Source organism: Paenibacillus mangrovi (genome assembly GCF_022898935.1).
Classification (GTDB): domain Bacteria; phylum Bacillota; class Bacilli; order Paenibacillales; family Paenibacillaceae; genus Paenibacillus_AQ; species Paenibacillus_AQ mangrovi.
In genome coordinates this window covers 848195-871188 of record NZ_JALIRP010000001.1, presented here as the reverse complement: position 1 = coordinate 871188, position 22994 = coordinate 848195, and the positions used below count along the sequence as shown (strand labels likewise).

Here is a 22994-nt window from a genome sequence, read left to right as displayed (position 1 = left end):
ACGGTCTCCCATTGGACAGGGAATTGGCCGTCTCTCCTGCTTTTCCTATTAGAAAAACGCTTATCTCGATTGGAGCGACATCATCAAGCGCATCACATTCTCTGCGGCACGCTCCATGTTTTTCTCGCCTTGCATAAGTGCCTCTTCCAGCGAACACGCCCCTGGCAAAATACCGAAGATTGCATCCAATCCCTGTTCATAGAGTCTATCGATATCCTCGCCAATCCTGCCTGCAAACGCGACAACTGGCTTATGATGCTTGTGTGCAACCTTTGCAACTCCAAGAGGCGTCTTGCCGAACTGAGTTTGAAAGTCGATGCTGCCTTCCCCCGTCCAAACCATATCCGCCTGCATCACTTTTTCCTCAAGACCGGTATAATCGATGACCAGTTCAATCCCCTTTTTGAGCACTCCATTTAAAAATACCATGAGCCCCGCACCAAGGCCGCCTGCAGCACCCGCTCCGGGAGTGTCCGCAATATCCCTGTTCAGCTGCAGCTTTATCACATCGGCAAAATGCTGTAAATTAGCGTCCAGCAAGGAAATCATCTCGGGTGTTGCTCCTTTTTGCGGCCCAAAGACCCGTGATGCTCCCTCAGGTCCACAAAGAGGGTTAGTAACATCGCATGCCACCTCAATCCGGACACCCTGGATTCTTGAATCAAAACCGCTCATGTCAATGCTCGCCAATCGTCCGAGCTCACCACCGCCAGGACCGAGCTCCTTGCCTTCCGCGTCCAGCAGCCTTCCTCCCAAGGCCTGAAAAGCCCCCGCGCCGCCGTCATTGGTTGCACTGCCGCCAATTCCGATCAGTAGCTTCTCTACGCCATGGTCCAAGGCAGCACGGATTAACTGGCCTGTGCCATAGGTTGTCGCTACCATCGGATTCCGTTCTGCCGCAGGTACAATACCAATGCCGCTCGCACTCGCCATTTCAAGAACCGCTGTTTTGCTGTCTCCCATAATCCCGTAAGCAGCTTCCACTTCCTTGCCCATGGGACCCTGAACCCGGATTGAATGAATAGTTCCTCCGGTCGCATCCACCAGAGACTGCGTTGTTCCTTCTCCGCCATCCGCCATCGGGACATGAATGCACCGTGCAGTTGGGTTCACCTTAAGTATTGCCCGTTCCATGGCTTCACAGGCCTGTTTTGCGGTCATGCTTTCCTTAAAGGAATCCGGCGCAAGTACGATCGTTATCTGTTTATCCATCACGTTATCCCTCCTGCCCGTTTTCCACCTTAGATTCTCGGGGTTCGGATTTTTCGAATGACCTGATTCGTCACCTCGGATAGCAGCAGCCCAAGCGCAATCGCTCCCGACATCATGAACGCTTCTGCCCCTGATTGCACCGCCTGATCATATTGGTTTTCCACGGCATTACGCATCGCGTCATAGGCTAGTCCTCCAGGAACGAGCGGAATAATCCCCGAGACGCTGAAGACGATGATTGGCGTACGGTAGATTTTGGCAAAAATCAAGCTGATCATCGTCACGCAATAGGAGGCTAAGACTGTTGCCGTTAATCTCAGGAATCCGATGTCCTGGAGCCAGATATACAGCAGCCATCCAACCATACCTGCAAATCCGCACTGGATCAGCGCTTTTTTCGGGGCATTAAAGATCATGCCAAACGCAGCGGAAGCGATAAAGCTGGTTATCATTTGTTCGATGTACATCATGAACCCCCTATTAAACCGACAGCATAAACGCGATTCCCGCGCCAATGGCAAAGGATGTAATAAAAGCTTCCGCTCCTTTAGACAAACCAGAAACCAGATGGCCCGCCATCAAATCCCGGATTGCGTTCGTAATGAGGAGTCCGGGAACGAGCGGCATGACAGAGCTGATAATGATGATGTCGCGCGCCTGTCCAAAACCGTATTTGACAAAGAATATGGTGCTTAATCCAATCATGAGCGCTCCGGAAAATTCAGCAAAAAACTTCACCGGCACCAGGCGGTGAAGCAGCACTGAGCAGTAGTAGCCGATCCCCCCTGCCAGCATAGCCGGTATAAAATCATGCCATGTGCCGCGAAACATGATCAGGAAGCATCCACTGGATACCGCAGCCATAAGCACGTTCAGCCACAGCGGATAAATGGCCTTGGTACGGTCAATTTCCCGAAGCTCGCGGTACGCTTCAGCGATGCTCAGTGCCCCCTCGCTGATACGGCGGGAAAGACTGTTCACCCGATCGATTTTATATAAATTGGTTGTCCTTTCCGTAATCCGGTTGAGCCTTGTCATCGGCTGCGGATCCTCTAGAGAGAAAATAATCCCGGTAGGCGTCATATAGCTGTGCGTATGATCAATACCGTATGATGAAGCGATACGCATCATCGTATCCTCCACTCGGTAGGTTTCTGCCCCACTTTGCAGCATAATCTGCCCTGCGAGCAGACAAACCTTCATAATTTCCCGTTCCTTTTGCAGTGAATCGTCCAAAGTCTGCTCCTTTCGCCTTTTGCCCGCAGTGATCTCGGATTACCATTTTCACCTATTTTCTCGCGGTTTTTCTCAACCGGCGCTCAACCAGAACAATCATTAGAACAGCCAATGCGACCGCTGCCGCCAGTATAACAACAAATCCGGCAGTCCCCTGAACCCATAAGCTGCAGACAACACTGATAACAATCAAGATCGCACCGATCAGCATCATCAGATTGGCGCTATATCCGCCCGCCACCCTCCAGAAATGCTCGCTCTCCGCTGGCCGAGATATTCCGTATCGGCGGTTCAGGCTGCTTATATCATGGGAAGGTTTGATCTTCATCGCTAGCCCGACTGTGAAATATATCAGACCTACAATCACTCCTATAACCAGATTGCCGATATCCACTGCTCATCACCGCTCTCTCCAATAAGATGATTATCAAGCGCGACTTTGTATTTCTCATTCAAATCCCTCTAGACTTCTCCATTCGAAGCACAGCTCCTGCAGCGGCTCTCCGGCAATTTCCACCTTACCGCGCTTTAGAAACTTTCCGCCCATTTTTTTGTAAAATTGCACGGCCGGATTGTCTTCAAGCACCCACACCAGCATGGAACGGTAGCCTTCTTTCTGAAAATATCCGATCAACCGTTTCATGAGATTACGTCCATGCCCTTTCCCTTGGGCTTCTTCCAAAAGGTATAACGAATAAACCTCGGCCTCAATATCCAGTTCCGTTTCCCGGCTTTTACCTCCATTGATGAAGCCGTTCACCACTCCTTCCGGATTCTCGAGCACAAAGGTCACTGTCTCATTCGAAGGGTTAAGCACCCGAGTCCATAATTCGATCCGTGATTCCAGCTTCATATTGTCGAGATAGGAATCCGGTACGATGCCGCGATACGTTGTCAGCCAGCTCTCCATATGAACCTTCGCCAAACTATGGATATCCTTCTCTTCCGCCTTCCTGACGATCCATTTCTCCATACTCTCAGCCTCTTCCCTAATCGTATTTTCGAACCATCGTCAATGTATTATGTTTGACTATAGTGATCTCCGGCATAAAAATCAAGAGATCATATTCCTGTCATTTAGAGGCATGGCTTTATAAGGTTTTCTTGTATTCAAAACTGAATCTAGCTCCGCCCATAACTGATTCCGTACAGGTAATCACGGCTCCCAGCCGATCCGCAATCTGTTTGCAAATCGCAAGCCCTATGCCCGTTATGCCCGCCTGTCCGGTATAATACCTGTCAAATACGGAGTCTCTCTCCTGTATAGGTACCCCGGGCCCGTCGTCATCAACTCTGATGCAGAATCCGTCCGGAACCTCCTCCAGCGTGAGCCTGACTTCATGTGAAGCATACCGCATGGCATTTTGCATAAAATTCATCGCGACCTGGAAGATTTGCTCGGCAGGCACAGCCATTTCCAGTGAAACGGCGTCCAAGGAAATCTGGATATTCCGCTCTGCCACGGCCGGTGCCATCAGCTGATAAACATACTCCATCATCTCCTGCAAATCCACTTCCGTTAGCTTCCATTCCTCTTGAACCGTTTCCATCCGTGTCAGCTGCAGCAGCCGGTCAACCATCTGGATCAACCGCTCCGACTCCACCGTTACAACGTTTAGTCCATGTTCTACCGACACGACCTGATCCTTAACAGCTGAGGCATATCCTTGGATGGACATCAGTGGAGTCCGCAGCTCATGGGACACGTTCTGCAGAAATTCAATTTGCTGCTGATGCTGCTTCTGAATACGTCCGGACATGCTGGAAAAGGTATTGATCAACTGGCCGATTTCCGAGGTGTCCCCTTCCGGTAACCCCTTGCTCCGGTAGCTGGGATTGAACCTGCTCACCGCTTCCTTCAGCTGTTGCAGCGGGCGGGTCGTCTTCCAGACGAACCAAAGCCCTACGACAAAAATGACACAGAAGCTGATAATGATGGAAATGAGAGACACGCGAAGGACGCGGCCCGAAATCTCCTTCAAAATATCCATAGGCGTATATACAATAATCCGAAGGCCTTTATCCAGCTTTTGATGGGTATACATCATCTTTTGACCATTTAAAGTAAAAAAATGATCCTTTGGGCTCATCGAAACTTGTAAGGTCTTACCTTCCATAGCGTCATCACCGGCAGCGATGATTTTATCCGAAGAGTCAACGACAAAAAAATCCGCATAGAACATCCGGTCCCGAAACCGTAGTTCCAGATCCTCCGTGCTCAAATCCCCTACATTGCCTCCTTCGATAATATCGATGGCTTTGGTCATTTGCAGCCGCAGCTGATTTTTCGCCTGATCCATCAGCATCCCGTCAATAAGACGGCTGAAAAGAAAGACGGTGGTAAGTACTGAGAAAATCATTACGATGATTAGGGATGTAAAAATTCTGCCCCGGATGGTGTGCATCAGCCCTTCACCGTCACTTTGTAGCCAAAGCCCCACAAGGTTTCGATATGCAGCCCGGCGCCCGCATCACTCAGCTTTTTGCGCAGCCTTTTCACCAGATCATCCACTACCCGCGGTTCCCCCATAAAATCATATTTCCATACTTGCTGGATGAGCTGTTCCCTGCTGAAAGGCCGCTCCAGATGTTTAGCCAGAAACACAAGCAGTTCGTACTCACGAGAAGTGAACGACACCTCCCGGCCTTCAACCTGTACCAGTCTGAATTCCTCATTCAGCGTCATATTGCCGATGCTTACACCTTTGCCTGCTTCCTGGCCTTCTCCTTCTGACGAGCGGTACATCTGCACAAGCCGCAGCATTCCCTTGACCCGTCCGATCAGCTCTCTTGGATGAAACGGTTTACGCAAAAAATCATTACAGCCCAGCTCCAGGCCAATGATCCGGTCCATCTCCTCACCACGCGCCGAAATCATGATAATGGGCATTTCCGTAAACGTCCGGATGGATGTCAGCAGGGTAAGTCCGTTTACGCCGGGCATCATAATATCTAGGATTAGACAGTCTGGTTTCTCAGCTCGAACATTCTCCACCAGATTGCTGCCGTCGGAGAAGGCCGAAACGGTAAATCCGTCCTTACGCAAGTATTCCGTAATGAGCTCCAGTATATTGGAATCGTCATCCACGACAAAAATATGGGCCATCTCCATCCCTCCCGTTTTTTTCTTTATTTTACCCTTCGCGAAGCAAAAAGACGAGAAGACCTAATGTCTCCCCGCCTTTCTCATTTTTCACAACTTATTTATTCTTTTTCACCACTGGTTGAGCCGGTTTTTGAGCTGCTTTTTTAGCAGTCGTTTTATGTGTTTTCACATGGGTTGCTTTCACGTGATGTGTTTTCACATGATGTTTTTTTACATGATGTTTTTTGACTTTATGTTTGGAGTGTTTGGCATTCACTGCCTTTTTGGTTACTTTTTCATGTTTCGCAGGTTTTGCCGATTTTGTTGTCTTTGCTGCTTTTGTTGTTTTCACAGGTTTTGTTGATTTTGTTGTTTTAACGGCTTTGGCTGGAGCAGATGTCTTTTTGGCTTTAGCGGTTGTTTGGGAATTTGCAGTTGTTTTGGCTTTTGCAGTAGTTTTGGTATTTGCCGTTGTTTTGGCAGCTGCCGATGTTTGAACGGCTTTCTTTTCAGCCTTTACTGGTGCTTTGACGGCATTTTTCTCAACCTTCTGTTCAACTTTTGCAGGTGTTTTGGCAGCGGAAGTGGTAGGCTTGGCGGAATCGGCAAAGACAGCTGTTCCTGCGCTGGCAAGCAAAAGTACGGATGTGAGACCAGAAATCATCAATTTTTTGGACCATGTTTTGTTCATTTCGTAAAACTCCTCTCGATTGGGTATGTCTTAATACTACAGACCAATCATGTGAGAGAAATCGTAAAGTCGTGTGAAAAGTATATGAAAACAATAAGAAAAACGTATATTGACGAACTTTCACAGAAGACAGACCGCATAATAATCAGAAAATATAATCCAGCACGGTTAGTTGGCCTTATTATAGAGGGCTAAAGCTTCTTCACACTTTCCTTAAGCGTTATTTTGCTCTCCATATCATACGCTTCATGGATTTCGAAGGTCCCATCTTCAAAAAAGAGAGGAAAACGGCGTTTGAACCAATCCTGCATCGGAAGCGAAGTAGCTTCGCTGATCGGAACCCACAGCAGCTCTCCTTCTGGCGGATTCTCCAGCAGTTCTCCTTCAAACGAAGTCGCCAGATAATTGAATACCATATATCTGTAGTTCGCGGACGAATCCACGAATTCATCCAGCCCTTTATAGATTAAGTCCTTAACGATTAAGCCTGTCTCTTCACGCACTTCACGGATGGCGCCTTCGGTTAAGCTTTCCGGAAAATCCACTTTGCCTCCTGGTCCGATATAACCGGGAAAGCCGCGCTTGCTAGGCCTGTTCAGGAGCAGCACCTTGTCCCCATCCTGGACGAGACACATGGTATATAACGCAACTTCTATGGCCGGTGCTGATGCTGTCTGTGTCATTTGATTCACTCCTCGGTTGTACTTTACTGACCATTCAATTATAAATCATATTTGATTTTCCGCGAATATACTCGCCAAGAGAGCTTTTCCCGACCCCATTTCGCGCTCAAGGTCTGAAGATGACAACATGATTCCCCTCTTCGGAACCCAGCCAAATGTCTTTGTCATACCATGTTTCCTTCATTCCCGTAAAATCGGCTGTCGCACGGTTAAAAGTCACATCAAGTACGACCTTCCCGTCTTTCATGAACACAAGCTTATTCAGGGAATCATCATCCAGTGGATACTCCCCCAGAAAGGTCCGGTCAAGCAGGTATCCAACATAGGTATGTCTTGTGTTCCACGACACTGCAGTGATCTTCTCCATGTCGCTTTTCGTGGTATACGGCTTGAACACATAAACCCTGTCCCAATCGAATGGGGTTATCTCGGATAATTTGAATGCAGATCCTTGGGAAATGGCCTTTTCCAGTCGCGTAGTAAATTCCTTCTCCCCCTGGTTGCTGATCTGCTGGGATTGAAAAGAGAAATAGCTCATGCCAAAAGGTATCAGTAAAACGATAAGCAGTATGAACGGTATAATAAGCTTTTTTTTGTTCATAACAAGGCTTCTCCATTAATTCACAGTATTTTAATTGGATATATGAGGATTTCATTTCCAATATCATACCGCCTCTTACTCATTCTTACCAGCCTTTTTTTATCCTTTACTTCCCCTCTGTCCATTCGCCTTCATATTCCCGCACAATGCCCTCAGCATCCGTCGATAACCGGGCAGTATACCCGCTGACGGAACGGTATTCATATTCATGTTCGCCAAGTCGGGTATAGGTCTGCTTAAGCGGCAGTACATCAAATTCGGGAAAACGGACCCAGGCTGCCGTCAATTCCGCCGATTCTCCGTTCTGAAGCTGTAATCTTCGGATTGGGAGCCAGTTCGTGGAAGGGGTCGCGCCGATGTCGATGTCTTTGAACCCATCCAACTCCGGTAGATGTATCCCATCACGCTTCCAGCGATGATACGAATCCTTCTCAAGCCGCATGGATTGTTTTTTATTTTGCTGCAAGTATTCGATCGTTACAATTTCGGTATTTCCCTGCTCGTCGCATGTGACGCTGTAATCCACAAAGGAGGTTTCGTCCGGCAGCGAACGTATCACTTTGCCTATGATTCCTATCCGCTCTCCCAGCGTATGGGTGCAATACTCCATTCCCGTACTGTCAAGGCGTTTCCATATTAACGTATGTTCCATCTGATCTCTCCTATAAGCGTAGAAAATAATGCACAAACTCCAGATCTTTTTCAAAACCAAACTGTTCATACAAACGCTGAGCTGTGAAATTGTCTTTGGCGGTGGACAGCTCGAGTCCCTTGACCTTTAGACCAGAAGCATAATCTCGTGCAGCCTCGAGAAGCCTCCGGGCCGTACCCTGCTGGCGGAATTCCTGTGCCACGAACAGATCATTTAATATAAACAGCCGCTGCATAGAGACCGAGGAGAAAGACGGATACAGCTGCGTAAAGCCAACTGCCTGGTTGGTGTCCCTTTCTCTTGCTACAAACAGCACCGATTCCTTTTTGGTAAACCGTTCCGTCAAAAAGCTTCTGGCTCCTTCCAGATCAGACTCCTGCATGTAAAATATCCGGTAATCGTTAAACAATACGGCGATATCATCCAGATCATTGGCAGTGGCTCGATAGACGTCAATCATGTGCGATCATCCCTTCATTATGTATTGGGCATATACACTATTTTACAGGAACGCGGCTTCATCCTCAAAAGCAAAAGAGAGATTCGAGCTGCAGCTTGCTTCCACGGATTTTTGCACCCAAACACAAAAAACTCATGATGATTCGCGTAGGATGCGCAGCAATCGATCCAGCATCACGCGAACTCAAACATGAGTTTTGTTTAAATTTTGTAAACTGCGGGCTTTAATTCATTCCGGCCGCGTATTTCAATTTTGCGGGGATGTTGTGCACGCTGCGGATATATCGCACGGTTCCGGTGTTGGCGCGCATGATGACTGAATGGGTCTCGACACGGTTACCAGGCAGATGCCGAACTCCATTGAGCAAGTCGCTGTTCGTGATGCCCGTCGCCGCAAAAATGATATCACTGTTGCCAACAAGCTCCGGCATGCTTAGCAGTCTCTCCGGATTCTGGATTCCCATTTTCGTGCAACGAACATATTGAGCATGATTCTGCACCATCAAGCGGCCTTGCATCTCTCCTCCTAAACAGCGTAATGCCGCCGCTGCAAGCACTCCTTCCGGAGCGCCGCCGGAACCTACATATAGATCGACACCGCATTCAGGGATAGCGGTGACAATGGCGCCGGCTACGTCGCCATGATCCAGCAGCTTAATCCGAACTCCGCTGCTTCTTAACGTTTGTATCTGTTCGCTATGGCGATCACGCTTAAGAATCATGACAGTTAGATCCTGCACGGACTTGCCGAGTCTATGTGCCGCCTTCTTCAGCGTCAGTTCAATCGGATCATCAAGGTTGAGGTGGCCGGCGAGTGCCGGGCCAACGGCCATCTTCTGCATATACATATCCGGAGCGTGCAATAAGTTCCCTTTCTCCGCTATGGCTATAACCGACATGCCGTTGTTTAATCCGTTTGCGACAACTTCCGTTCCTTCCAGCGGATCAACGGCTACATCCACTTCCGGTCCAATCAGGCTCCCAACCTTCTCTCCGATGTATAACATGGGCGCCTCATCCATTTCACCTTCACCGATGACCACCGTTCCATTGATCGGAACCGAATCAAACATTTCCCGTATGGCAGAGGTAGCTGCATAATCTGCACCGTTCTTGTCACCTCTGCCTATCCAAGAGGCCGAAGCCAAGGCTCCCGCCTCCGTAACACGCGCAATTTCCAGAGCAAGCTGACGATCCATATCCAGCTCCCCTCCCTTTTCCTTTTCTATTTAGTGATTCAAACAATAATTATTCGAACCGAATTATTTAAGGTATAAGATCCATCACGATGCCGGCCGTTTCTTCGATTGCCTTGTCTGTGACATCAATGACCGGGCAGCCTAAACGATCGAACAACGTGCGGGCATATTCTAATTCCTCGACAATGCGATCCAAAGAAGCATACCTTGCTAACAAGGGTAGTCCCATCGCCTTCAATCTTTCCGAACGAATTTTTAATAGATGTTCGGCATTCATCGTCAGACCGATGATTTTGCCTGGGGAAATGCCATATAGATGCTCCGGCGGCTGAATCTCAGGCACAACCGGATAGTTGACCACCTTCTTACCCTTATGAGCCAAAAAAACGCTGAGTGGCGTCTTGGATGTGCGGGACACGCCAAGTAATACGATATCCGCCTTCAAAATCGCATTCAAATCCTTGCCATCGTCGCATTTTACCGCGAACTCCACAGCTTCGACGCGCTGAAAATAATCCGCATCCAGGCGATGAAGAAGGCCTGGCAAACGCTTCGGCTCATCCGCGAACGTATCAACAAAAGCCTGAATCATCGGTCCCATTACATCTACTATTCGCACATTCAAGTGAATGGCTTGCTCCTTAATGGCCGCTCGTAATTCAGGCTGCACGAGCGTGTATGCGACAAAACCCCCAGACTCGGCGGCTTCTTCCATTACCTGACGAAGCTCCTCTTCATTTCGCACATTCATGTGCCGCTTTATCTTAACCTGCGGTGCTTCAAATTGCCGGATGGCCGCACGGACCACTGCTTCCGCTGTCTCCCCTACGGAGTCCGAACACACCGTAATCGTATATGACGTTTTCCCCATACGCATTAGTCCTCCTGGTTATTCCTGTCCCATTTTATCGAGCAGCAGCTTGATGATTGTTGTCTTCGTGATCCGACCAACGACATTAAGCTCCTGGTCAGACGAATGATCCGGGCAAGACACTACCGGCAGGCTGTCTACCTGATGATGGATCATCTTCCGCGCCGCCTCCAACACGGATTCCTCTGGAGTAATGGTTACGATATTCGGTTGTCTGGTCATCACCATGCTGACAGGAATAGCCGAAGCATTCGGGTTCCCTAACGTCACTTTAAGCAAATCCTTACGCGAAATGACTCCCGCAAGCTTACCTGCTTCATCTGTAACAATAAGACTGCCGATATTCTCCAGGAACAACGTTACAACCGCATCCTGCACCGTCGTCTTGACATCCACGACGATAGGCATGCCTTGCACCTGCCCGACCTTCATTTCACGCAGGACGTACGAACCATGCTCCTTCTTTTCCGCCTTCTCCCCGAGAAAATAGCCTACCTTGGGCTTCGCCGCAATATAGTCCAGCATGACAAGCAAGGACAGATCCGAACGTATGGTTGGACGGCTCACCGTTAGCATTTCCGCGATTTGTTCTCCCGTAATGGGCGCATGTTTTTTTACGATTTTGATAATCTCCATTTGTCTTGCTGTTAGTTCGATAGCGCAACCCTCCCGCTTCTGCCTGCATAGCTTGCTTCATCAATATTATTGCTCGGCAGCTTCAGTATCCGATATGACAAAATTATAGCATTCCGGGCGGAATGTTCGTAGCTACCATTCATGCAAGAGCTTGAAGATTCCACCCGCCCTATTTATATCGAATATGAATTCACGAGTCAAACCGCCTTTTCTTCGGCTTCATTTGTTTGAATATCCTCCTCTTGGAGCATTAGCTCCGCTTGCATACGGATATGAACCTGCGCTGCCGCAATCCGGCTTACGGGCAAACGATACGGCGAACAGCTGATATAGTCCAGTCCGATTCGTTGGCAGAACATGATCGATTCATAATCGCCCCCATGTTCCCCGCAAATGCTGGTAGTAAGCAATGGATTCCGAGCTCTCCCTTGTGCAACCGCCATTTCGATCAGCTTGCCGACCCCTTCTGTATCCAAAACTTGAAACGGATTGTGAGGCAGCAGCTTATTCTCGACGTAATGTGCCAGAAATTTGCCTTCAGCATCATCCCGGCTATAACCGAATGTCATCTGCGTCAAGTCATTCGTACCGAAGGAGAAGAAGTCGGCGGAACGGGCAATTTCTCCTGCTGTAAGTGCCGCTCGCGGTACCTCGATCATCGTACCAACTTTGTAGGGACAATAGCGTCTTTCCTCTCCCAGCACCTGCTCTGCGATCAGATCCACCAAGTTTCGCAGCAAGTGCAGCTCATTGACGTGCCCGACGAGAGGAATCATGACCTGCGGCAGTACCGCAATGCCATCCCGAATACAGCGCAGAACCGCTTGAAATATGGCTTCAACCTGCATTTCGTAGATTTCCGGGAACATGATGCCCAGTCTGCAACCTCGTTGTCCGAGCATTGGGTTAGACTCCTGCAGATCACGGACCCTGCGAATCATCCGCTCAAGCTCCAGGAGTTCGCCCCCTGTTTCGCCTTCTTTGGAGCGCAGTGCCGTTAACTGCTCTGCTAGCTCCTCGATATTCGGAAGGAATTCGTGCAGCGGCGGATCAAGCAGCCGAATCGTAACCGGACATCCGTCCATCTCCCGGAATATCTCCTCGAAGTCCGATCTTTGCATTGGCAGCAATCGATTCAGTGCCGCCTGTCTATCCATTTCCTTTTCGGCCATGATCATTTGCTGAACAATTGGCAAGCGCGCCGGCGAAAGAAACATGTGCTCCGTTCTACATAATCCGATACCTTCCGCACCGAATTCTCTAGCCTTGCGTGCATCAACCGGAGAATCGGCATTAGCAATTACCTTCATGGAGCGAACTTCATCGGCCCAATCCAAGATATTTATCAGTTCCGGAGATAGGTCCGCTTCCCGAAGTTCCAACTGCCCTGGAATGACTTGCCCGCTGCCGCCGTCAATGGTGATCCAGTCCCCTTCGCGGATCATGATCCCATTCCCTATCAATTGATGCTGCTCTTCATCGAGCCGCATCGATTCACAGCCGCAAACGCAAGGTTTACCCATTCCACGGGCCACAACCGCAGCATGGCTGGTCATGCCCCCACGCAGCGTAATGATTCCTTCCGCAGCAATGACGCCGTGTATATCTTCAGGCGTCGTCTCCATGCGTACAAGGATGACTTCCTTACCTGCCCGTTTCCATTCATCTGCCGTATCGGCTTCGAATACGACCTGACCGCAGGCCGCACCCGGCGAAGCTGGAAGCCCGGTCGTCATGACGGCATGCCCGGAATCTGTATTGAGAGAACGGTGCAGCAGATGATTCAAATGCTGCACATCTATGCGCATCAAAGCCTCTTCCTTTGAAATAAGTCCTTCTCGGGCTAGATCCGCGGCTACCTTCAGCGCCGCTCTTGCATTGCGCTTTGCATTGCGGGTTTGAAGCAGATACAGCTTCCCGTTCTCAATCGTAAACTCGATATCCTGCATGTCGCGGTAATGTAGTTCAAGCTGTCTTGCGCATATGGAAAGCTCCTTGTATGCATCGGGCATCGTCTCTTGCAGTTCCGCTATCGGACACGGCGTCCTTGTACCGCCGACCACGTCCTCCCCTTGCGCATTCATGAGAAATTCGCCAAACATCACGTGTTCGCCCGTAGAAGGGTTACGAGTGAACAAAACGCCGGTTCCGCTTCGTTCGCCCATGTTGCCGAATACCATGGATTGCACGTTAACTGCCGTCCCTTGATCGTCCGGGATGTGGTGGACTTTGCGATATACCTTCGCTCTTGGACTGGACCAGGATAAGAATACCGCTTCGATAGCCCCTTGAAGCTGCCGCTTCACATCTTGCGGAAAGGATCGACCGGTTCGTACGTCGATTAATTTCTTAAATTGCTCTACAAGCGAAATCAACGACTCTACGGAAAGCTGCTGATCCTCCATGCAGCCAGCGAACTGCTTCTCCTTCTGAATGAGGCGTTCAAAATGAACCCCTTCGATGTTATAAACGACTGAACCGTACATTTGGACAAATCGGCGGTAACAATCATAGGCAAATCGGCGATTATCCGTCAGCTTTGCCACACCCTCTACCGTCTCATCATTCAAACCAAGGTTCAGAATCGTATCCATCATCCCGGGCATCGACGTCACCCCACCAGAACGTACGGACACAAGTAGCGGATGCTCTGCGTTGCCGAACCCTCGATCCTGCTCTCTTTCCAGCTCGACCAAAGCACGGAACACTTCTTCCATTAAGCCTGCCGGAAGCTGGCGTCCGGTGCGGTAAAACTCCCGGCACACCTCCGTCGTAATCGTGAAGCCTAGCGGGACGGGCAGCCCCGCTTTGGTCATTTCTGCAAGGTTGGCACCCTTGCCGCCTAGAAGCTCAACATCCTCCTTGCCGCCATTCCAGAACGAATTCACTCTTCGTATCGTCATCCTTAAGCTCCCCTCCTGTTTTTGGCACTCTGATTTGCCCTGAGACCGTATCATTCGTTTTATCGCTTTTGGTAGGCAATACATCAATGATTTCAAAAACTACACGGATTGGATTAAGCACTGTGGCTTCTCTTTTTCGGAATGAGTGAACATATACTTAACAAAATCCTTCACGCGGCATGCATACGCCCATTCATTGTCATACCATGCCAGCAGCTTCACTTGCGGTCCCGACGTTTGAATTGATAACCCGTCTATAATGGCAGATTTGCTATTCCCAATGTAATCGCTGGAGACAAGCGGTTCCTCGTTATATTCCACATACGGCTCCATGCGTTCCTTGATTGCGTTCTTAAAGGCGCTGGCAATATCGGCCTTAGTCACATCGCGATGAAGCTCGGCGGTCAAGTCAACCAATGAAACATTTTGCACAGGCACACGCAAGGAGAGCCCCCGAACCCGCTCCGCCAAATGCGGGAGTATATCCTTTAATGCTTTACCGACGCCCGTCGAAGTCGGAATGATGGAACTTCCGCATGCGCGTGCTCTCCTCCAGTCGGAATGGGCATTATCCAAATGCTTCTGGTCGTTCGTATAAGCATGAACAGTAGTCATCCATCCAGAATGAACGCCGAATTCTTGATCAAGAACATGTAGAATCGGGGCCAGACAATTCGTCGTACAGGATCCAATCGATATAAGCGAATGTTTCTCTGAGTTATAATCATGTTCGTTTACTCCCATGACGATGGTACAATCCAGATCCTTGCCCGGGGCCGTCACGATCACCCGCTTTGCGCCTGCTTGCAAATGCTTGGAAGCTTCAGGACGGCTCTTGAACTTGCCCGTGGCATCCACGACGACATCGATGCCGTAGTCCCGCCACGGCAAAAGTTCCGGAACGCGCTCATCCACTAACGGAATGCGATGTCCGCGAATAATCAGGCATCGTTCGCCTGTCTTAATATCCTCCGCCCACCGGCCGTGGATTGAATCATACTTCAACAAATGCGCTAATTGGTTTGGTGCACACGAAGAATTAATAAGAGCGAGCGATGATTCCTCTCCACACATAACCATACTGCGGATAACCAACCTTCCAATTCTTCCGGTTCCGCTAATACCGATTCTTTTCTGCATATATCCCAGACCCTCCTTTTCTTGCTTATATATTACGTCATATTTAAAGATTTATCAATATTTAATACGCACTATATATTAAATTATTGTGTTTTACTAAACAAAATCATTGCATTAGATATGTATACAGATAAATAACACGTCATATTCATTCAAGAACATGATGTTTCCTTGTATTTATTTCCTACCGCTTGTGGCTAGAAGAAGATTCTCACAAAAAAGCTGCCTCAGGGATTTAACCCTGAGACAGCCTATGTTCAAAACCCAAATCTATTATTCATACCAATAATGTGAGGCTTCTCTACCGGAATGTCGTATTTTACCTCGGAGTAGTTATGTACCAGCAGTTCTTCCTTTACCGTCAGCCCTGTTCTTTTGTCTACGACTCTTCGCCAGATTTCATTTTCCCTGAAGTTCTTGCCTTCCTTCGCATGAAATTGATGGTTTCTTTCCTCGATGTGGTACGCTAAAGGCCATTCCTGTCCGCATTGAAGCGTACCCTTGAGATGCTCCTCCGTTAGCCAAATGTTGAATTGAAACGGAGTTGTGCTCGGATTATAGAACCGAAGATCAACATAGTTGTAAAATACGCTCGCTCCGCTGCCAAAAGGCAGGACACGCTGATCATCCGGAAAAGGATCGAAGCTGTGATGATGGCGTTCGACCACCTCCAGTGGAGAATGGAGTGCAAGCCAATACAGCAAATTGGCCAACTGGCATAACCCGCCGCCGACTCCGGTCCTCACCTCGCCACGAGAAAGCTGGAGCCCTTCGATGTAGCCTTTTCTCTTTGACGGCTTGCCGACTAGCTTCCAGTACGAAAATGTTTCACCCGGCTGGACCAGCACGCCGTTCATCCGGTTGATGGCAATATTTAAGTTTACAATTTTATTTTCCTGAAGCCTTGGATCGGATGAACCCAGCTTTCTTCGGAGCAGGGATTGATGGCGTTTCATGGTGAATGGGAGTGGTTCCTCCGTACGTCTAACCGCAAAGGCCTTAAACTGATTCTGCAGGCTTCGCATCAATCTCAGCTGATGAATCCGCATGGTGTATGCGTAGGGTAATTTAACGAGGATTTTTTTGAGCATGTCATATTCACCTATCCTATTTAAAGGAAAATTAATATTTCCATGACGCTTCAAATGATATTTCCCAGCTACTGAATGCTTCGTTCAATATACATCAGCTCTCTCCTGTTTATTCTTCTTATGTTACGTATACCGCTACCATTTTGTTTCACTTGCCAGTAAAAGTCTTTCTCATGTCTCACCCCGAAAGACAACTTCCATTTTTTGCTTCCCTCCAGAAGATCCCCTTGCTACAATGGAAAGACAAACTATGACAATGACGGAGGATTTGACACAATGCATGTACTGCATGCGGTAACATCAGGATGGAAGCAACTGGGCCGTAACATCCAGCTCTTTTTTCTTGCCAACCTACTGTATCAAATCGGAACAGGCATGTTTTCGGTACTATACAACATATACATTCAGGCTTTGGGTTACCAGGACACGATGAACGGAAGGATCGTCAGTGTGCAGTCGCTGGCGACAGCCCTCATCTTCATTCCGATCGGCCTCATCGCCGACCGCGTTAGCCACCGGCTGCTGCTCCTGCTCGGGGCTCTATTGACCGGACTCAGCTTCATGGGAAGAGCCTTTGTCAGCCAAGAATCGGGGCTCATTCTGCTCTCGGTTGCAGCTGGCCTATTCGCCGCCTTTTTTCAGGTCATTGCCGTTCCCTTTCTTGCGGAAAACACCACAAAGCAGCAGCGGCTCAAAATGTTCAGCTATCATTTCTCCCTGGTCCTGGCAGCACAGGTGCTTGGAAGTAGCGGTGGCGGATTCCTGGCAGATCTGCTGCAAAAGGCAGGCTTGAGCAAAATCAACAGTCTGCAGGCCGTACTTTTTGCCGGCGGCATAGCAAGTGTACTGGCATTTATCCCGCTTCTGTTCGTGAAGAAAACAATAAAGAAGAAAGACTTGATCGAGGCTGCGGTTCCCGAAGAACCTGCAAACTTGCCTGTTCAAGCCAAGGATGACTGGAAAGCCATCCTGAAATTCACGCTCGCCCAGCTGATCGTCGGAACGGGCTCCGGGCTTGTTGTTCCTTACTTGAACCTGTACTTCACCAACCGGTTCGCAGTATCTTTGACCGCCGTCGGCATATTGATATCGCTCGGCCAGGTCATGACGATCGTATCCATGCTGATCGGTCCTACGCTTGCGAGACGCGTAGGGCCCGTGAAAGCCGTCGTGCTCTTCCAAATGATGTCGCTGCCGTTCCTGCTGCTTACCGGCTTTACGAATATACTTGTGGTCGCTTCGATCAGCTTCCTGTTCCGGCAGGCCTTGATGAATGCTGCGAACCCGATTCAATCCTCCATCATGGTGGACCGGGTGTCCGATGCACGCAGAGGAATCGCGAACTCCATGACACAGACTGCATTTATGCTCGGCTGGGCCACGATGGGACCGCTGCAGTCATATCTTCTGACCACTTACGGAACGTATTGGGGTTATGCCATTACCTTCAGCATGACTGGCGTGCTTTATATCAGCGCCTCGGCCATCTATTATTTCATGTTCAAGGAACGGAAAACCGCAGCTTCAACAGCTGCGGCATCCTTGTAACAATTACTATGGATCAGCGGCTTATGGTACCTGATGTAAGTCCTCGTTTGATTAATGACTGAACCTTCTCATCATAATTATTGCTCGGCGGTTGGCCTATGCCCTCCGCCTTTAATTTTGCATACATATCCTCACGCTCGGTCATTTCTTCTGCAGGATTCAGAAAATTGACCTTATCACTGACTCTGCACTCAAAGTGCTTTAGTCCAAGCTGACTGAAATAATATGGCAGCCTGATCCCGATGTTACCGTCCTTCCCCTCACGTTCCCTCTTCTACTCGTACAGCTTCTAGCTTCTGCAGCGATCTTAGCCTCTCTTCTCACCTATAAAAACCGAGTAGGATAAATAGTCACCGAATTGGTCGAAAAAAGCCTGGTTCCTCTCCAAGAAATCCATGGCGGCACAATTATACAGGATGTCCATATCTATCATTTGCAGCGGATCCGGGTGGAAATGTTGATCCTTCAGGGCCAAGGGTGTTTTATCTTCGAACCTGTTCCATATTTCCAGATTCTCAAAGCCCGCTTCTTCCATTAAAGGCCTCCACTCCAGTATGGAAGGAATGCATAGATTGCCGTAAAGCCCCTTCATAATATGGAGCAATTCAGGATGGGACTTTTTCTGGACCATTTCCCTGTCATACAGACGTCCTCCACCGGCTAACACACGATAATATTCCTGAAGCGCTGCCGGAATCTCCACGAATAGCGTTACAGACTCAACAAATACGACATCGAACTGTCCAGCATCAAATAATAAAGACGTCGCATCCGCTATTTTAAAGTCAACTGCGACATTCTGAAGCTCAGCCCGCTTGATCGCTTTATTAATCATGACCGGATTGAGGTCAACCGCGGTCATGCTGTATCCCATTTGAGCCATGCAACACGCCGTCCTTCCCGTTCCACAACCTACTTCCAATATATGAGCATCCCTCGGAATGGCATGGTCCTGCAATAATTGCATTGTACTTTCAAAACCTCCTGGATGTGCAGCTCCTTCTCCAAGAGCTGCAAGAATATCGAAGTAGTTCAAGCTTTGTCCCCTCCTTCGGAATGCTCTTCCTATAAATTATTCGTCGTCATGGTAGTCCTGGAATCAAACCCGGAATCATGTTGAATGAAATGGCAGATCCCTGCCTGTGTGGGCAGGGACTGCGGAGGTACTAGCATTAAATAAAGAGGAACGGTATTAAGAAGAGTAGGGCAATGGAGGTCCATGCTAAAGCATTGTAAGCACCGAAGCCATATCCATATGGGCGATAACCATAACCATATGGGCGATAACCATATCCATAAGCGGATGTTTTTGCTTTCTGCTTACCATCCTTACCAGCTTTAGTCGAAAGGATGTTTGCACGTGGGCCGGCACAGTCTAATTCCAGCCCGTTTTCGGAAACACCAGTGATGGTACCGTACAACCGTGTACCGTCATGGAGAACTGCGCAAACATGTCTACCGACGTGGGGTCTGCACGTTTCAACCGAAGGTGAGTAGATCTGCATTTATGCCTATTCCTCCTTCCAAAGTTATCTCTTTATCCTATTCATTCGAAGTGTAGGAAGGAATAGAGGGATAACCATTTATGAAAAAGTCCCATTAGAGAATATTGCAGCCTCTATATACAGGTACGAGCTGTCTATTTTGCATCCCTGCGCAAGAATTCATAGGCACTCTGCCTCAGAATTCTCCGGCATGTATACAATAACCGTGAAAGTCATAACCACTGGTTTAGCCAGTGGCTTCCATTGCAAAAAGACCCCGTACTGCATGTACAGGGTCTAATTCATTGCAAATGTTCGATTTACCCACAGTCATTTCGGGCGACCAGCCCTTACGTTGATCGGCCAGGACATGTCCTGCCCTGCCCCTTCACCCTACTTCTTAACTTTCCGGTTGGAACGGAACGAAGGAACCTTGGGAGAAGGAAGGGATTTGATCCAGTTGCTCTTCCAAGGAGCTTCCGCCCTTTTGCATGAAATCATTGAACCATTGTCGGTCTGCGGCAGACGCATCTGCAATAATGGAACTCACCATGGGTTGATTGAGGATGACACGCGGCGAGAATAATAATGCATTCACGCCCCAATGCAATAAAAAGTGCTCAACGTTTTGTTTCGTCGTGGCTTGCTGGAGGAACAAATTAAAATATCTTTGGGCAAAATCGATTCCCTGGAGCGGCTGTCCCTCATACTCCACGCCTGGCCATTGCAGGTCGGCCACGCAGTTGAGCCACCAGGCAGGCTCTATCACATCCTGCAGTCTTTGCAGCAACCGCTGTTCAAAACCGGTTTCGAGACGGCTCTGCTGCTCTTGCAGACATTGCTCCAGCATATCCGCTTCGACCGCAGCCATCGTCATCCCCAGCCCATAAATCGGATCAAAGTTGCACAGCGCATCTCCAAGCACCAACAATCCGGACGGCCACTCTTTCATTTTCTCAAAGTGTTGGCGATACAACTCATTCATCCGGTAGCCCCTCGGCGATGCCAAAGGTTCAAGCCCCTGCAGAATTTTCGCAATGACAGGGTCTGCCAGCTGACGCACCGCCTGGTCAAATTCCTCATTCGTTTTGATCAGATCGAGTCCGCCTACGCTCCAAAGCAGCATTTCAGCGACATGATTTTCGATAATGGAAAAGACTCCCGTGTGTCCCTTCCTGGCAGGGCTTCCTTCCACACGGATAACATCCCATTTAGCCGCGAGTTCAGGAGGAAGCTGATAATGGCATGTGCTGTACCGGAGAGACACTTTAAGAATGTCAGGCTCGGGCACGTTATAACCAAGATCCTGAAGCCAGGCTGTCAGCTTGGAAGAGCGGCCGCTGGCGTCCAGTACCAGATCGGCTTTCAAGATACTCTGCTGTGACTGTCCACTTGCTCCGATGCGAATACCCGTGACGATGGTTCGGTCCGGATCGGCGTGCAGGCCAACGACGTCCAGTTTGGATCGTATCCGCACATTCGGGATTTTTGTCACCCGCTTGCGAAATACCCATTCCAGCAAGGCCCTGCTGAACGTAGCTTCATTCTCCTGGTTCGGCATATTGAAGGTACCGTACGGGTTAGTCATGTGAACGGTTTTGTTCTGTGAAGACGGCGCCCCCTCTGCCAATAAATCCTCGTTGAATCCTGGAAAAAGGCGGTCCAGAATCATTCTCCCCCGCGGAGTTAACCGGTGCGGATGATACGCTTGCGGAGTTCCTGAACGATTGCCGGGCTTCGCTGGAAAGTCGTCTTTATCCACGATCAGCACTTCCCGGTAATAATCGGACAGCACCCTGGCAGCCAGTAAACCGCCGATGCCTCCCCCGATAATAATGGCCTGTTCTGTTTTTTCTTGCGCAGCTGCATTCGTATTAGTCATGTCATATCCCTCCTTGTATTGTCACTGCCTATCATGATTACTTTCATCGGAATGGTCTCTGCTAATGATGCAACTCAAAAAAATAAAATCCTGGGACACATCCCACCGGATCGTCGGACAACAGCACCGTGACCGCACAGCTCAACCGGATTCGTTACGTCTGCGATACCGCCGCCAATACAACGGCCGGAGGACGATGAAGCTCTTTTTTTTGCCGCCATTTTCATGCATCTTGCCGTACAGCGGCGCAAACCCGTTCGCAGCTTGGGGGATGCTTACCCGTGATTTCAATGGCAAATGAGCTCATCTAAGTTCCTCCTCATTTTCGCTGAATTATTTTTGTGTATTATATAAACTGTTTAATTAATAAACAGTGTATTGTATATACAATTAATATGCAACACTATTTTTGAATGCAGTGTTTTAAAAAAAATGATTAATGGGGACTTTGCCGAATATAGCCATTCGCTGAAAAAAGCTGGTATAGCCCGACCGTTATCCGGATCTGTTAGAGGATTTCTTCTATGGCACGAGCTGAAGCCGGGTGTCTGGCACGGAGTGACTCTCTCCGATCCGGACGAGATCCCTCCCTGCAGCTCCGCAGCATGACTGGCGTGCTTTATATCAGCGCCTCGGCTATCTATTATTTCATGTTCAAGGAACGGAAAACCGCAGCTTCAACAGCTGCGGCATCCGTATAACAACTACTATGGATCATCGGCTTACGGTACCAAATGTAATCTTCATTCCAGGCGCGTAAGCAAAACACGATTCAGGACGAAACAGCTGTGACATCCGATGCTCCGCTTCATATTGCCGATGAGCTTCATCTGATGTAAGTCCGCGTTTGATTAATGACTGAGCCCACTCATCCTGATTATTGTTTGGCGGATGGCCTATGCCCTCCGCCTTTAGTTTTGCATACAGATCCTCGCTCTCGGTCATCTCTTCTGCGGGATTCAGAAAATTGACCTTATCACTGACTCTGCACTCAATCTGCTTCAGTCCAAGCTGACTGAAATAAAAGGGAAGCCTAATCCCAATGTTGCCGTCCTTCCCCTCACGCTCCCTCTTCCACTCGTACAGCTTCTGCAGCGATCCTAGAGGGACCAGTTCAGCCATCCCATGAGCCTCATAACTATAACCTGCCATATTCATAATCCAGTGCGGTTCAAAGCATATGATTCTGCCGCCGTTCACTACGCTTGCAACCATCTTTTGCAGCATGGCGACAGGCTCCTCCATATGCAGCAAAAAGGCATGACAAACAGCGACATCATATTGTTGTTCTACTGTATTTCGGGTAATATCCGTAAGAATGAAGTTCACTTCATAGGGCAGCTTGGCAAATATCTCTTCCGCCTGCTTGATAAGCTCTGGCGAGCTGTCCATACCGGTATACGTGGAGCCTTCGGGAAGAAGAGGCAGCAGCTTAAGCCCCAAGTAGCCGAAACCGCAGCCGTAGTCCACAATCCGCAGCGGCTTGTCCATTTTCCACACCGTTCTTACCAAAAATTCCAGGTAATCGTCATTGTAATATAGCCCGCGGGTCGAAGCTAAGTATCCGAACTGCTCATCCCACATGGTCTCCGCCATCTTCGATCAGCCTCCTATTTATATA

Annotated in this window: 25 protein-coding genes; 3 read left to right on the top strand and 22 right to left on the bottom strand. The window is 48.9% G+C overall.

Annotated elements, in window-relative coordinates:
• Positions 1-60: 60 nt before the first annotated feature.
• From MUG84_RS03990 to MUG84_RS03905, 18 genes are all read right to left on the bottom strand, one after another.
• A complete protein-coding gene (locus MUG84_RS03990) occupies positions 61-1212 on the bottom strand; it encodes a glycerate kinase family protein (RefSeq protein ID WP_244720426.1) in 1152 nt (383 codons plus the stop codon).
• Positions 1213-1241: 29 nt separating this feature from the next.
• Complete coding sequence (locus MUG84_RS03985) at positions 1242-1682, bottom strand: threonine/serine exporter family protein (protein ID WP_425313127.1); 441 nt, start codon at positions 1680-1682, stop codon at positions 1242-1244.
• 10 nt (positions 1683-1692) lie between these two features.
• Positions 1693-2448: a threonine/serine exporter family protein gene (locus tag MUG84_RS03980; protein WP_425313126.1), complete on the bottom strand. Its 756-nt coding sequence runs from the start codon at positions 2446-2448 to the stop codon at positions 1693-1695.
• Positions 2449-2500: 52 nt separating this feature from the next.
• Positions 2501-2842: an SdpI family protein gene (locus tag MUG84_RS03975; protein WP_244720423.1), complete on the bottom strand. Its 342-nt coding sequence runs from the start codon at positions 2840-2842 to the stop codon at positions 2501-2503.
• A 54-nt stretch (positions 2843-2896) separates the two neighbouring features.
• On the bottom strand, positions 2897-3421 hold the full coding sequence (locus tag MUG84_RS03970) for a GNAT family N-acetyltransferase (protein WP_244720416.1): 525 nt from the start codon (positions 3419-3421) through the stop codon (positions 2897-2899).
• A 118-nt stretch (positions 3422-3539) separates the two neighbouring features.
• Positions 3540-4853, bottom strand: a complete 1314-nt coding sequence (locus MUG84_RS03965; RefSeq protein WP_244720413.1) for a sensor histidine kinase — start codon at positions 4851-4853, stop codon at positions 3540-3542.
• Positions 4853-5554: a response regulator transcription factor gene (locus MUG84_RS03960; protein WP_244720410.1), complete on the bottom strand. Its 702-nt coding sequence runs from the start codon at positions 5552-5554 to the stop codon at positions 4853-4855. Before MUG84_RS03960 ends, MUG84_RS03965 begins: the two co-directional genes overlap by 1 nt.
• A 94-nt stretch (positions 5555-5648) precedes the next feature.
• Positions 5649-6224: a hypothetical protein gene (locus MUG84_RS03955; RefSeq protein WP_244720406.1), complete on the bottom strand. Its 576-nt coding sequence runs from the start codon at positions 6222-6224 to the stop codon at positions 5649-5651.
• A 191-nt stretch (positions 6225-6415) separates the two neighbouring features.
• Positions 6416-6907, bottom strand: a complete 492-nt coding sequence (locus MUG84_RS03950) for an 8-oxo-dGTP diphosphatase (protein ID WP_244720402.1) — start codon at positions 6905-6907, stop codon at positions 6416-6418.
• Between the two features lie 106 nt (positions 6908-7013).
• Positions 7014-7508, bottom strand: a complete 495-nt coding sequence (locus MUG84_RS03945; RefSeq protein ID WP_244720399.1) for a hypothetical protein — start codon at positions 7506-7508, stop codon at positions 7014-7016.
• A gap of 106 nt (positions 7509-7614) precedes the next feature.
• Positions 7615-8160, bottom strand: a complete 546-nt coding sequence (locus MUG84_RS03940) for a putative glycolipid-binding domain-containing protein (RefSeq protein WP_244720396.1) — start codon at positions 8158-8160, stop codon at positions 7615-7617.
• Positions 8161-8170: 10 nt separating this feature from the next.
• Positions 8171-8617 carry a GNAT family N-acetyltransferase gene (locus tag MUG84_RS03935; protein WP_244720948.1) on the bottom strand — a complete coding sequence of 149 codons (447 nt, stop codon included), beginning with the start codon at positions 8615-8617 and terminating at the stop codon, positions 8171-8173.
• 226 nt (positions 8618-8843) lie between these two features.
• On the bottom strand, positions 8844-9818 hold the full coding sequence (gene glpX, locus MUG84_RS03930; protein ID WP_244720393.1) for a class II fructose-bisphosphatase: 975 nt from the start codon (positions 9816-9818) through the stop codon (positions 8844-8846).
• 67 nt (positions 9819-9885) lie between these two features.
• Positions 9886-10689, bottom strand: coding sequence for a pyruvate, water dikinase regulatory protein (locus tag MUG84_RS03925; protein ID WP_244720369.1), 804 nt, complete (start codon positions 10687-10689; stop codon positions 9886-9888).
• A gap of 18 nt (positions 10690-10707) precedes the next feature.
• On the bottom strand, positions 10708-11325 hold the full coding sequence (locus MUG84_RS03920; RefSeq protein WP_244720366.1) for a helix-turn-helix transcriptional regulator: 618 nt from the start codon (positions 11323-11325) through the stop codon (positions 10708-10710).
• Between the two features lie 197 nt (positions 11326-11522).
• Positions 11523-14228 (bottom strand): pyruvate, phosphate dikinase, encoded by a 2706-nt coding sequence (gene ppdK, locus MUG84_RS03915; RefSeq protein ID WP_244720363.1) that lies wholly within the window; start codon positions 14226-14228, stop codon positions 11523-11525.
• A gap of 99 nt (positions 14229-14327) precedes the next feature.
• Positions 14328-15368 carry a type I glyceraldehyde-3-phosphate dehydrogenase gene (gap, locus tag MUG84_RS03910; protein ID WP_244720359.1) on the bottom strand — a complete coding sequence of 347 codons (1041 nt, stop codon included), beginning with the start codon at positions 15366-15368 and terminating at the stop codon, positions 14328-14330.
• A 257-nt stretch (positions 15369-15625) separates the two neighbouring features.
• Complete coding sequence (locus tag MUG84_RS03905; RefSeq protein ID WP_244720355.1) at positions 15626-16459, bottom strand: VanW family protein; 834 nt, start codon at positions 16457-16459, stop codon at positions 15626-15628.
• Positions 16460-16735: 276 nt separating this feature from the next.
• On the opposite strand from MUG84_RS03905, the gene MUG84_RS03900 reads away from it, so the two are divergent.
• On the top strand, positions 16736-18007 hold the full coding sequence (locus MUG84_RS03900) for an MFS transporter (protein WP_244720350.1): 1272 nt from the start codon (positions 16736-16738) through the stop codon (positions 18005-18007).
• Positions 18008-18314: 307 nt separating this feature from the next.
• On the opposite strand, the gene MUG84_RS03895 is transcribed toward MUG84_RS03900, so the two are convergent.
• From MUG84_RS03895 to MUG84_RS03885, 3 genes are all read right to left on the bottom strand, one after another.
• A complete protein-coding gene (locus MUG84_RS03895; RefSeq protein WP_244720346.1) occupies positions 18315-19043 on the bottom strand; it encodes a class I SAM-dependent methyltransferase in 729 nt (242 codons plus the stop codon).
• 136 nt (positions 19044-19179) lie between these two features.
• Positions 19180-19512, bottom strand: a complete 333-nt coding sequence (locus MUG84_RS03890; protein WP_244720343.1) for a hypothetical protein — start codon at positions 19510-19512, stop codon at positions 19180-19182.
• A gap of 379 nt (positions 19513-19891) precedes the next feature.
• Positions 19892-21373 carry an NAD(P)/FAD-dependent oxidoreductase gene (locus MUG84_RS03885; protein WP_244720340.1) on the bottom strand — a complete coding sequence of 494 codons (1482 nt, stop codon included), beginning with the start codon at positions 21371-21373 and terminating at the stop codon, positions 19892-19894.
• A 64-nt stretch (positions 21374-21437) separates the two neighbouring features.
• Between MUG84_RS03885 and MUG84_RS03880 the strand changes: the two genes are divergently transcribed.
• Both MUG84_RS03880 and MUG84_RS03875 read left to right on the top strand, forming a co-directional pair.
• Positions 21438-21674, top strand: a complete 237-nt coding sequence (locus MUG84_RS03880; protein ID WP_244720337.1) for a hypothetical protein — start codon at positions 21438-21440, stop codon at positions 21672-21674.
• A 223-nt stretch (positions 21675-21897) separates the two neighbouring features.
• The gene (locus MUG84_RS03875) at positions 21898-22074 is read left to right on the top strand and encodes a hypothetical protein (RefSeq protein WP_244720334.1); all 177 of its coding nucleotides are present in this window, start codon (positions 21898-21900) and stop codon (positions 22072-22074) included.
• A gap of 13 nt (positions 22075-22087) precedes the next feature.
• On the opposite strand, the gene MUG84_RS03870 is transcribed toward MUG84_RS03875, so the two are convergent.
• Entirely contained in the window at positions 22088-22969 is an 882-nt protein-coding gene (locus tag MUG84_RS03870; protein ID WP_244720331.1) for a class I SAM-dependent methyltransferase, read from the bottom strand.
• Positions 22970-22994 lie beyond the last annotated feature (25 nt).

Excerpts from the sequence above, each read along its gene's own strand:
- MUG84_RS03990 (WP_244720426.1), bottom strand. The coding sequence starts at position 1,212 with ATGGATAAACAGATAACGATCGTACTTGCGCCGGATTCCTTTAAGGAA.
- MUG84_RS03985 (WP_425313127.1), bottom strand. The coding sequence starts at position 1,682 with ATGATGTACATCGAACAAATGATAACCAGCTTTATCGCTTCCGCTGCG.
- MUG84_RS03970 (WP_244720416.1), bottom strand. The coding sequence starts at position 3,421 with ATGGAGAAATGGATCGTCAGGAAGGCGGAAGAGAAGGATATCCATAGT.
- MUG84_RS03965 (WP_244720413.1), bottom strand. The coding sequence starts at position 4,853 with ATGCACACCATCCGGGGCAGAATTTTTACATCCCTAATCATCGTAATG.
- MUG84_RS03960 (WP_244720410.1), bottom strand. The coding sequence starts at position 5,554 with ATGGCCCATATTTTTGTCGTGGATGACGATTCCAATATACTGGAGCTC.
- MUG84_RS03955 (WP_244720406.1), bottom strand. The coding sequence starts at position 6,224 with ATGAACAAAACATGGTCCAAAAAATTGATGATTTCTGGTCTCACATCC.
- MUG84_RS03950 (WP_244720402.1), bottom strand. The coding sequence starts at position 6,907 with ATGACACAGACAGCATCAGCACCGGCCATAGAAGTTGCGTTATATACC.
- MUG84_RS03945 (WP_244720399.1), bottom strand. The coding sequence starts at position 7,508 with ATGAACAAAAAAAAGCTTATTATACCGTTCATACTGCTTATCGTTTTA.
- MUG84_RS03940 (WP_244720396.1), bottom strand. The coding sequence starts at position 8,160 with ATGGAACATACGTTAATATGGAAACGCCTTGACAGTACGGGAATGGAG.
- glpX (WP_244720393.1), bottom strand. The coding sequence starts at position 9,818 with ATGGATCGTCAGCTTGCTCTGGAAATTGCGCGTGTTACGGAGGCGGGA.
- MUG84_RS03925 (WP_244720369.1), bottom strand. The coding sequence starts at position 10,689 with ATGGGGAAAACGTCATATACGATTACGGTGTGTTCGGACTCCGTAGGG.
- MUG84_RS03920 (WP_244720366.1), bottom strand. The coding sequence starts at position 11,325 with ATGGAGATTATCAAAATCGTAAAAAAACATGCGCCCATTACGGGAGAA.
- ppdK (WP_244720363.1), bottom strand. The coding sequence starts at position 14,228 with ATGACGATACGAAGAGTGAATTCGTTCTGGAATGGCGGCAAGGAGGAT.
- gap (WP_244720359.1), bottom strand. The coding sequence starts at position 15,368 with ATGCAGAAAAGAATCGGTATTAGCGGAACCGGAAGAATTGGAAGGTTG.
- MUG84_RS03905 (WP_244720355.1), bottom strand. The coding sequence starts at position 16,459 with ATGCTCAAAAAAATCCTCGTTAAATTACCCTACGCATACACCATGCGG.
- MUG84_RS03900 (WP_244720350.1), top strand. The coding sequence starts at position 16,736 with ATGCATGTACTGCATGCGGTAACATCAGGATGGAAGCAACTGGGCCGT.
- MUG84_RS03890 (WP_244720343.1), bottom strand. The coding sequence starts at position 19,512 with ATGCAGATCTACTCACCTTCGGTTGAAACGTGCAGACCCCACGTCGGT.
- MUG84_RS03885 (WP_244720340.1), bottom strand. The coding sequence starts at position 21,373 with ATGACTAATACGAATGCAGCTGCGCAAGAAAAAACAGAACAGGCCATT.
- MUG84_RS03880 (WP_244720337.1), top strand. The coding sequence starts at position 21,438 with ATGATGCAACTCAAAAAAATAAAATCCTGGGACACATCCCACCGGATC.
- MUG84_RS03875 (WP_244720334.1), top strand. The coding sequence starts at position 21,898 with ATGGCACGAGCTGAAGCCGGGTGTCTGGCACGGAGTGACTCTCTCCGA.
- MUG84_RS03870 (WP_244720331.1), bottom strand. The coding sequence starts at position 22,969 with ATGGCGGAGACCATGTGGGATGAGCAGTTCGGATACTTAGCTTCGACC.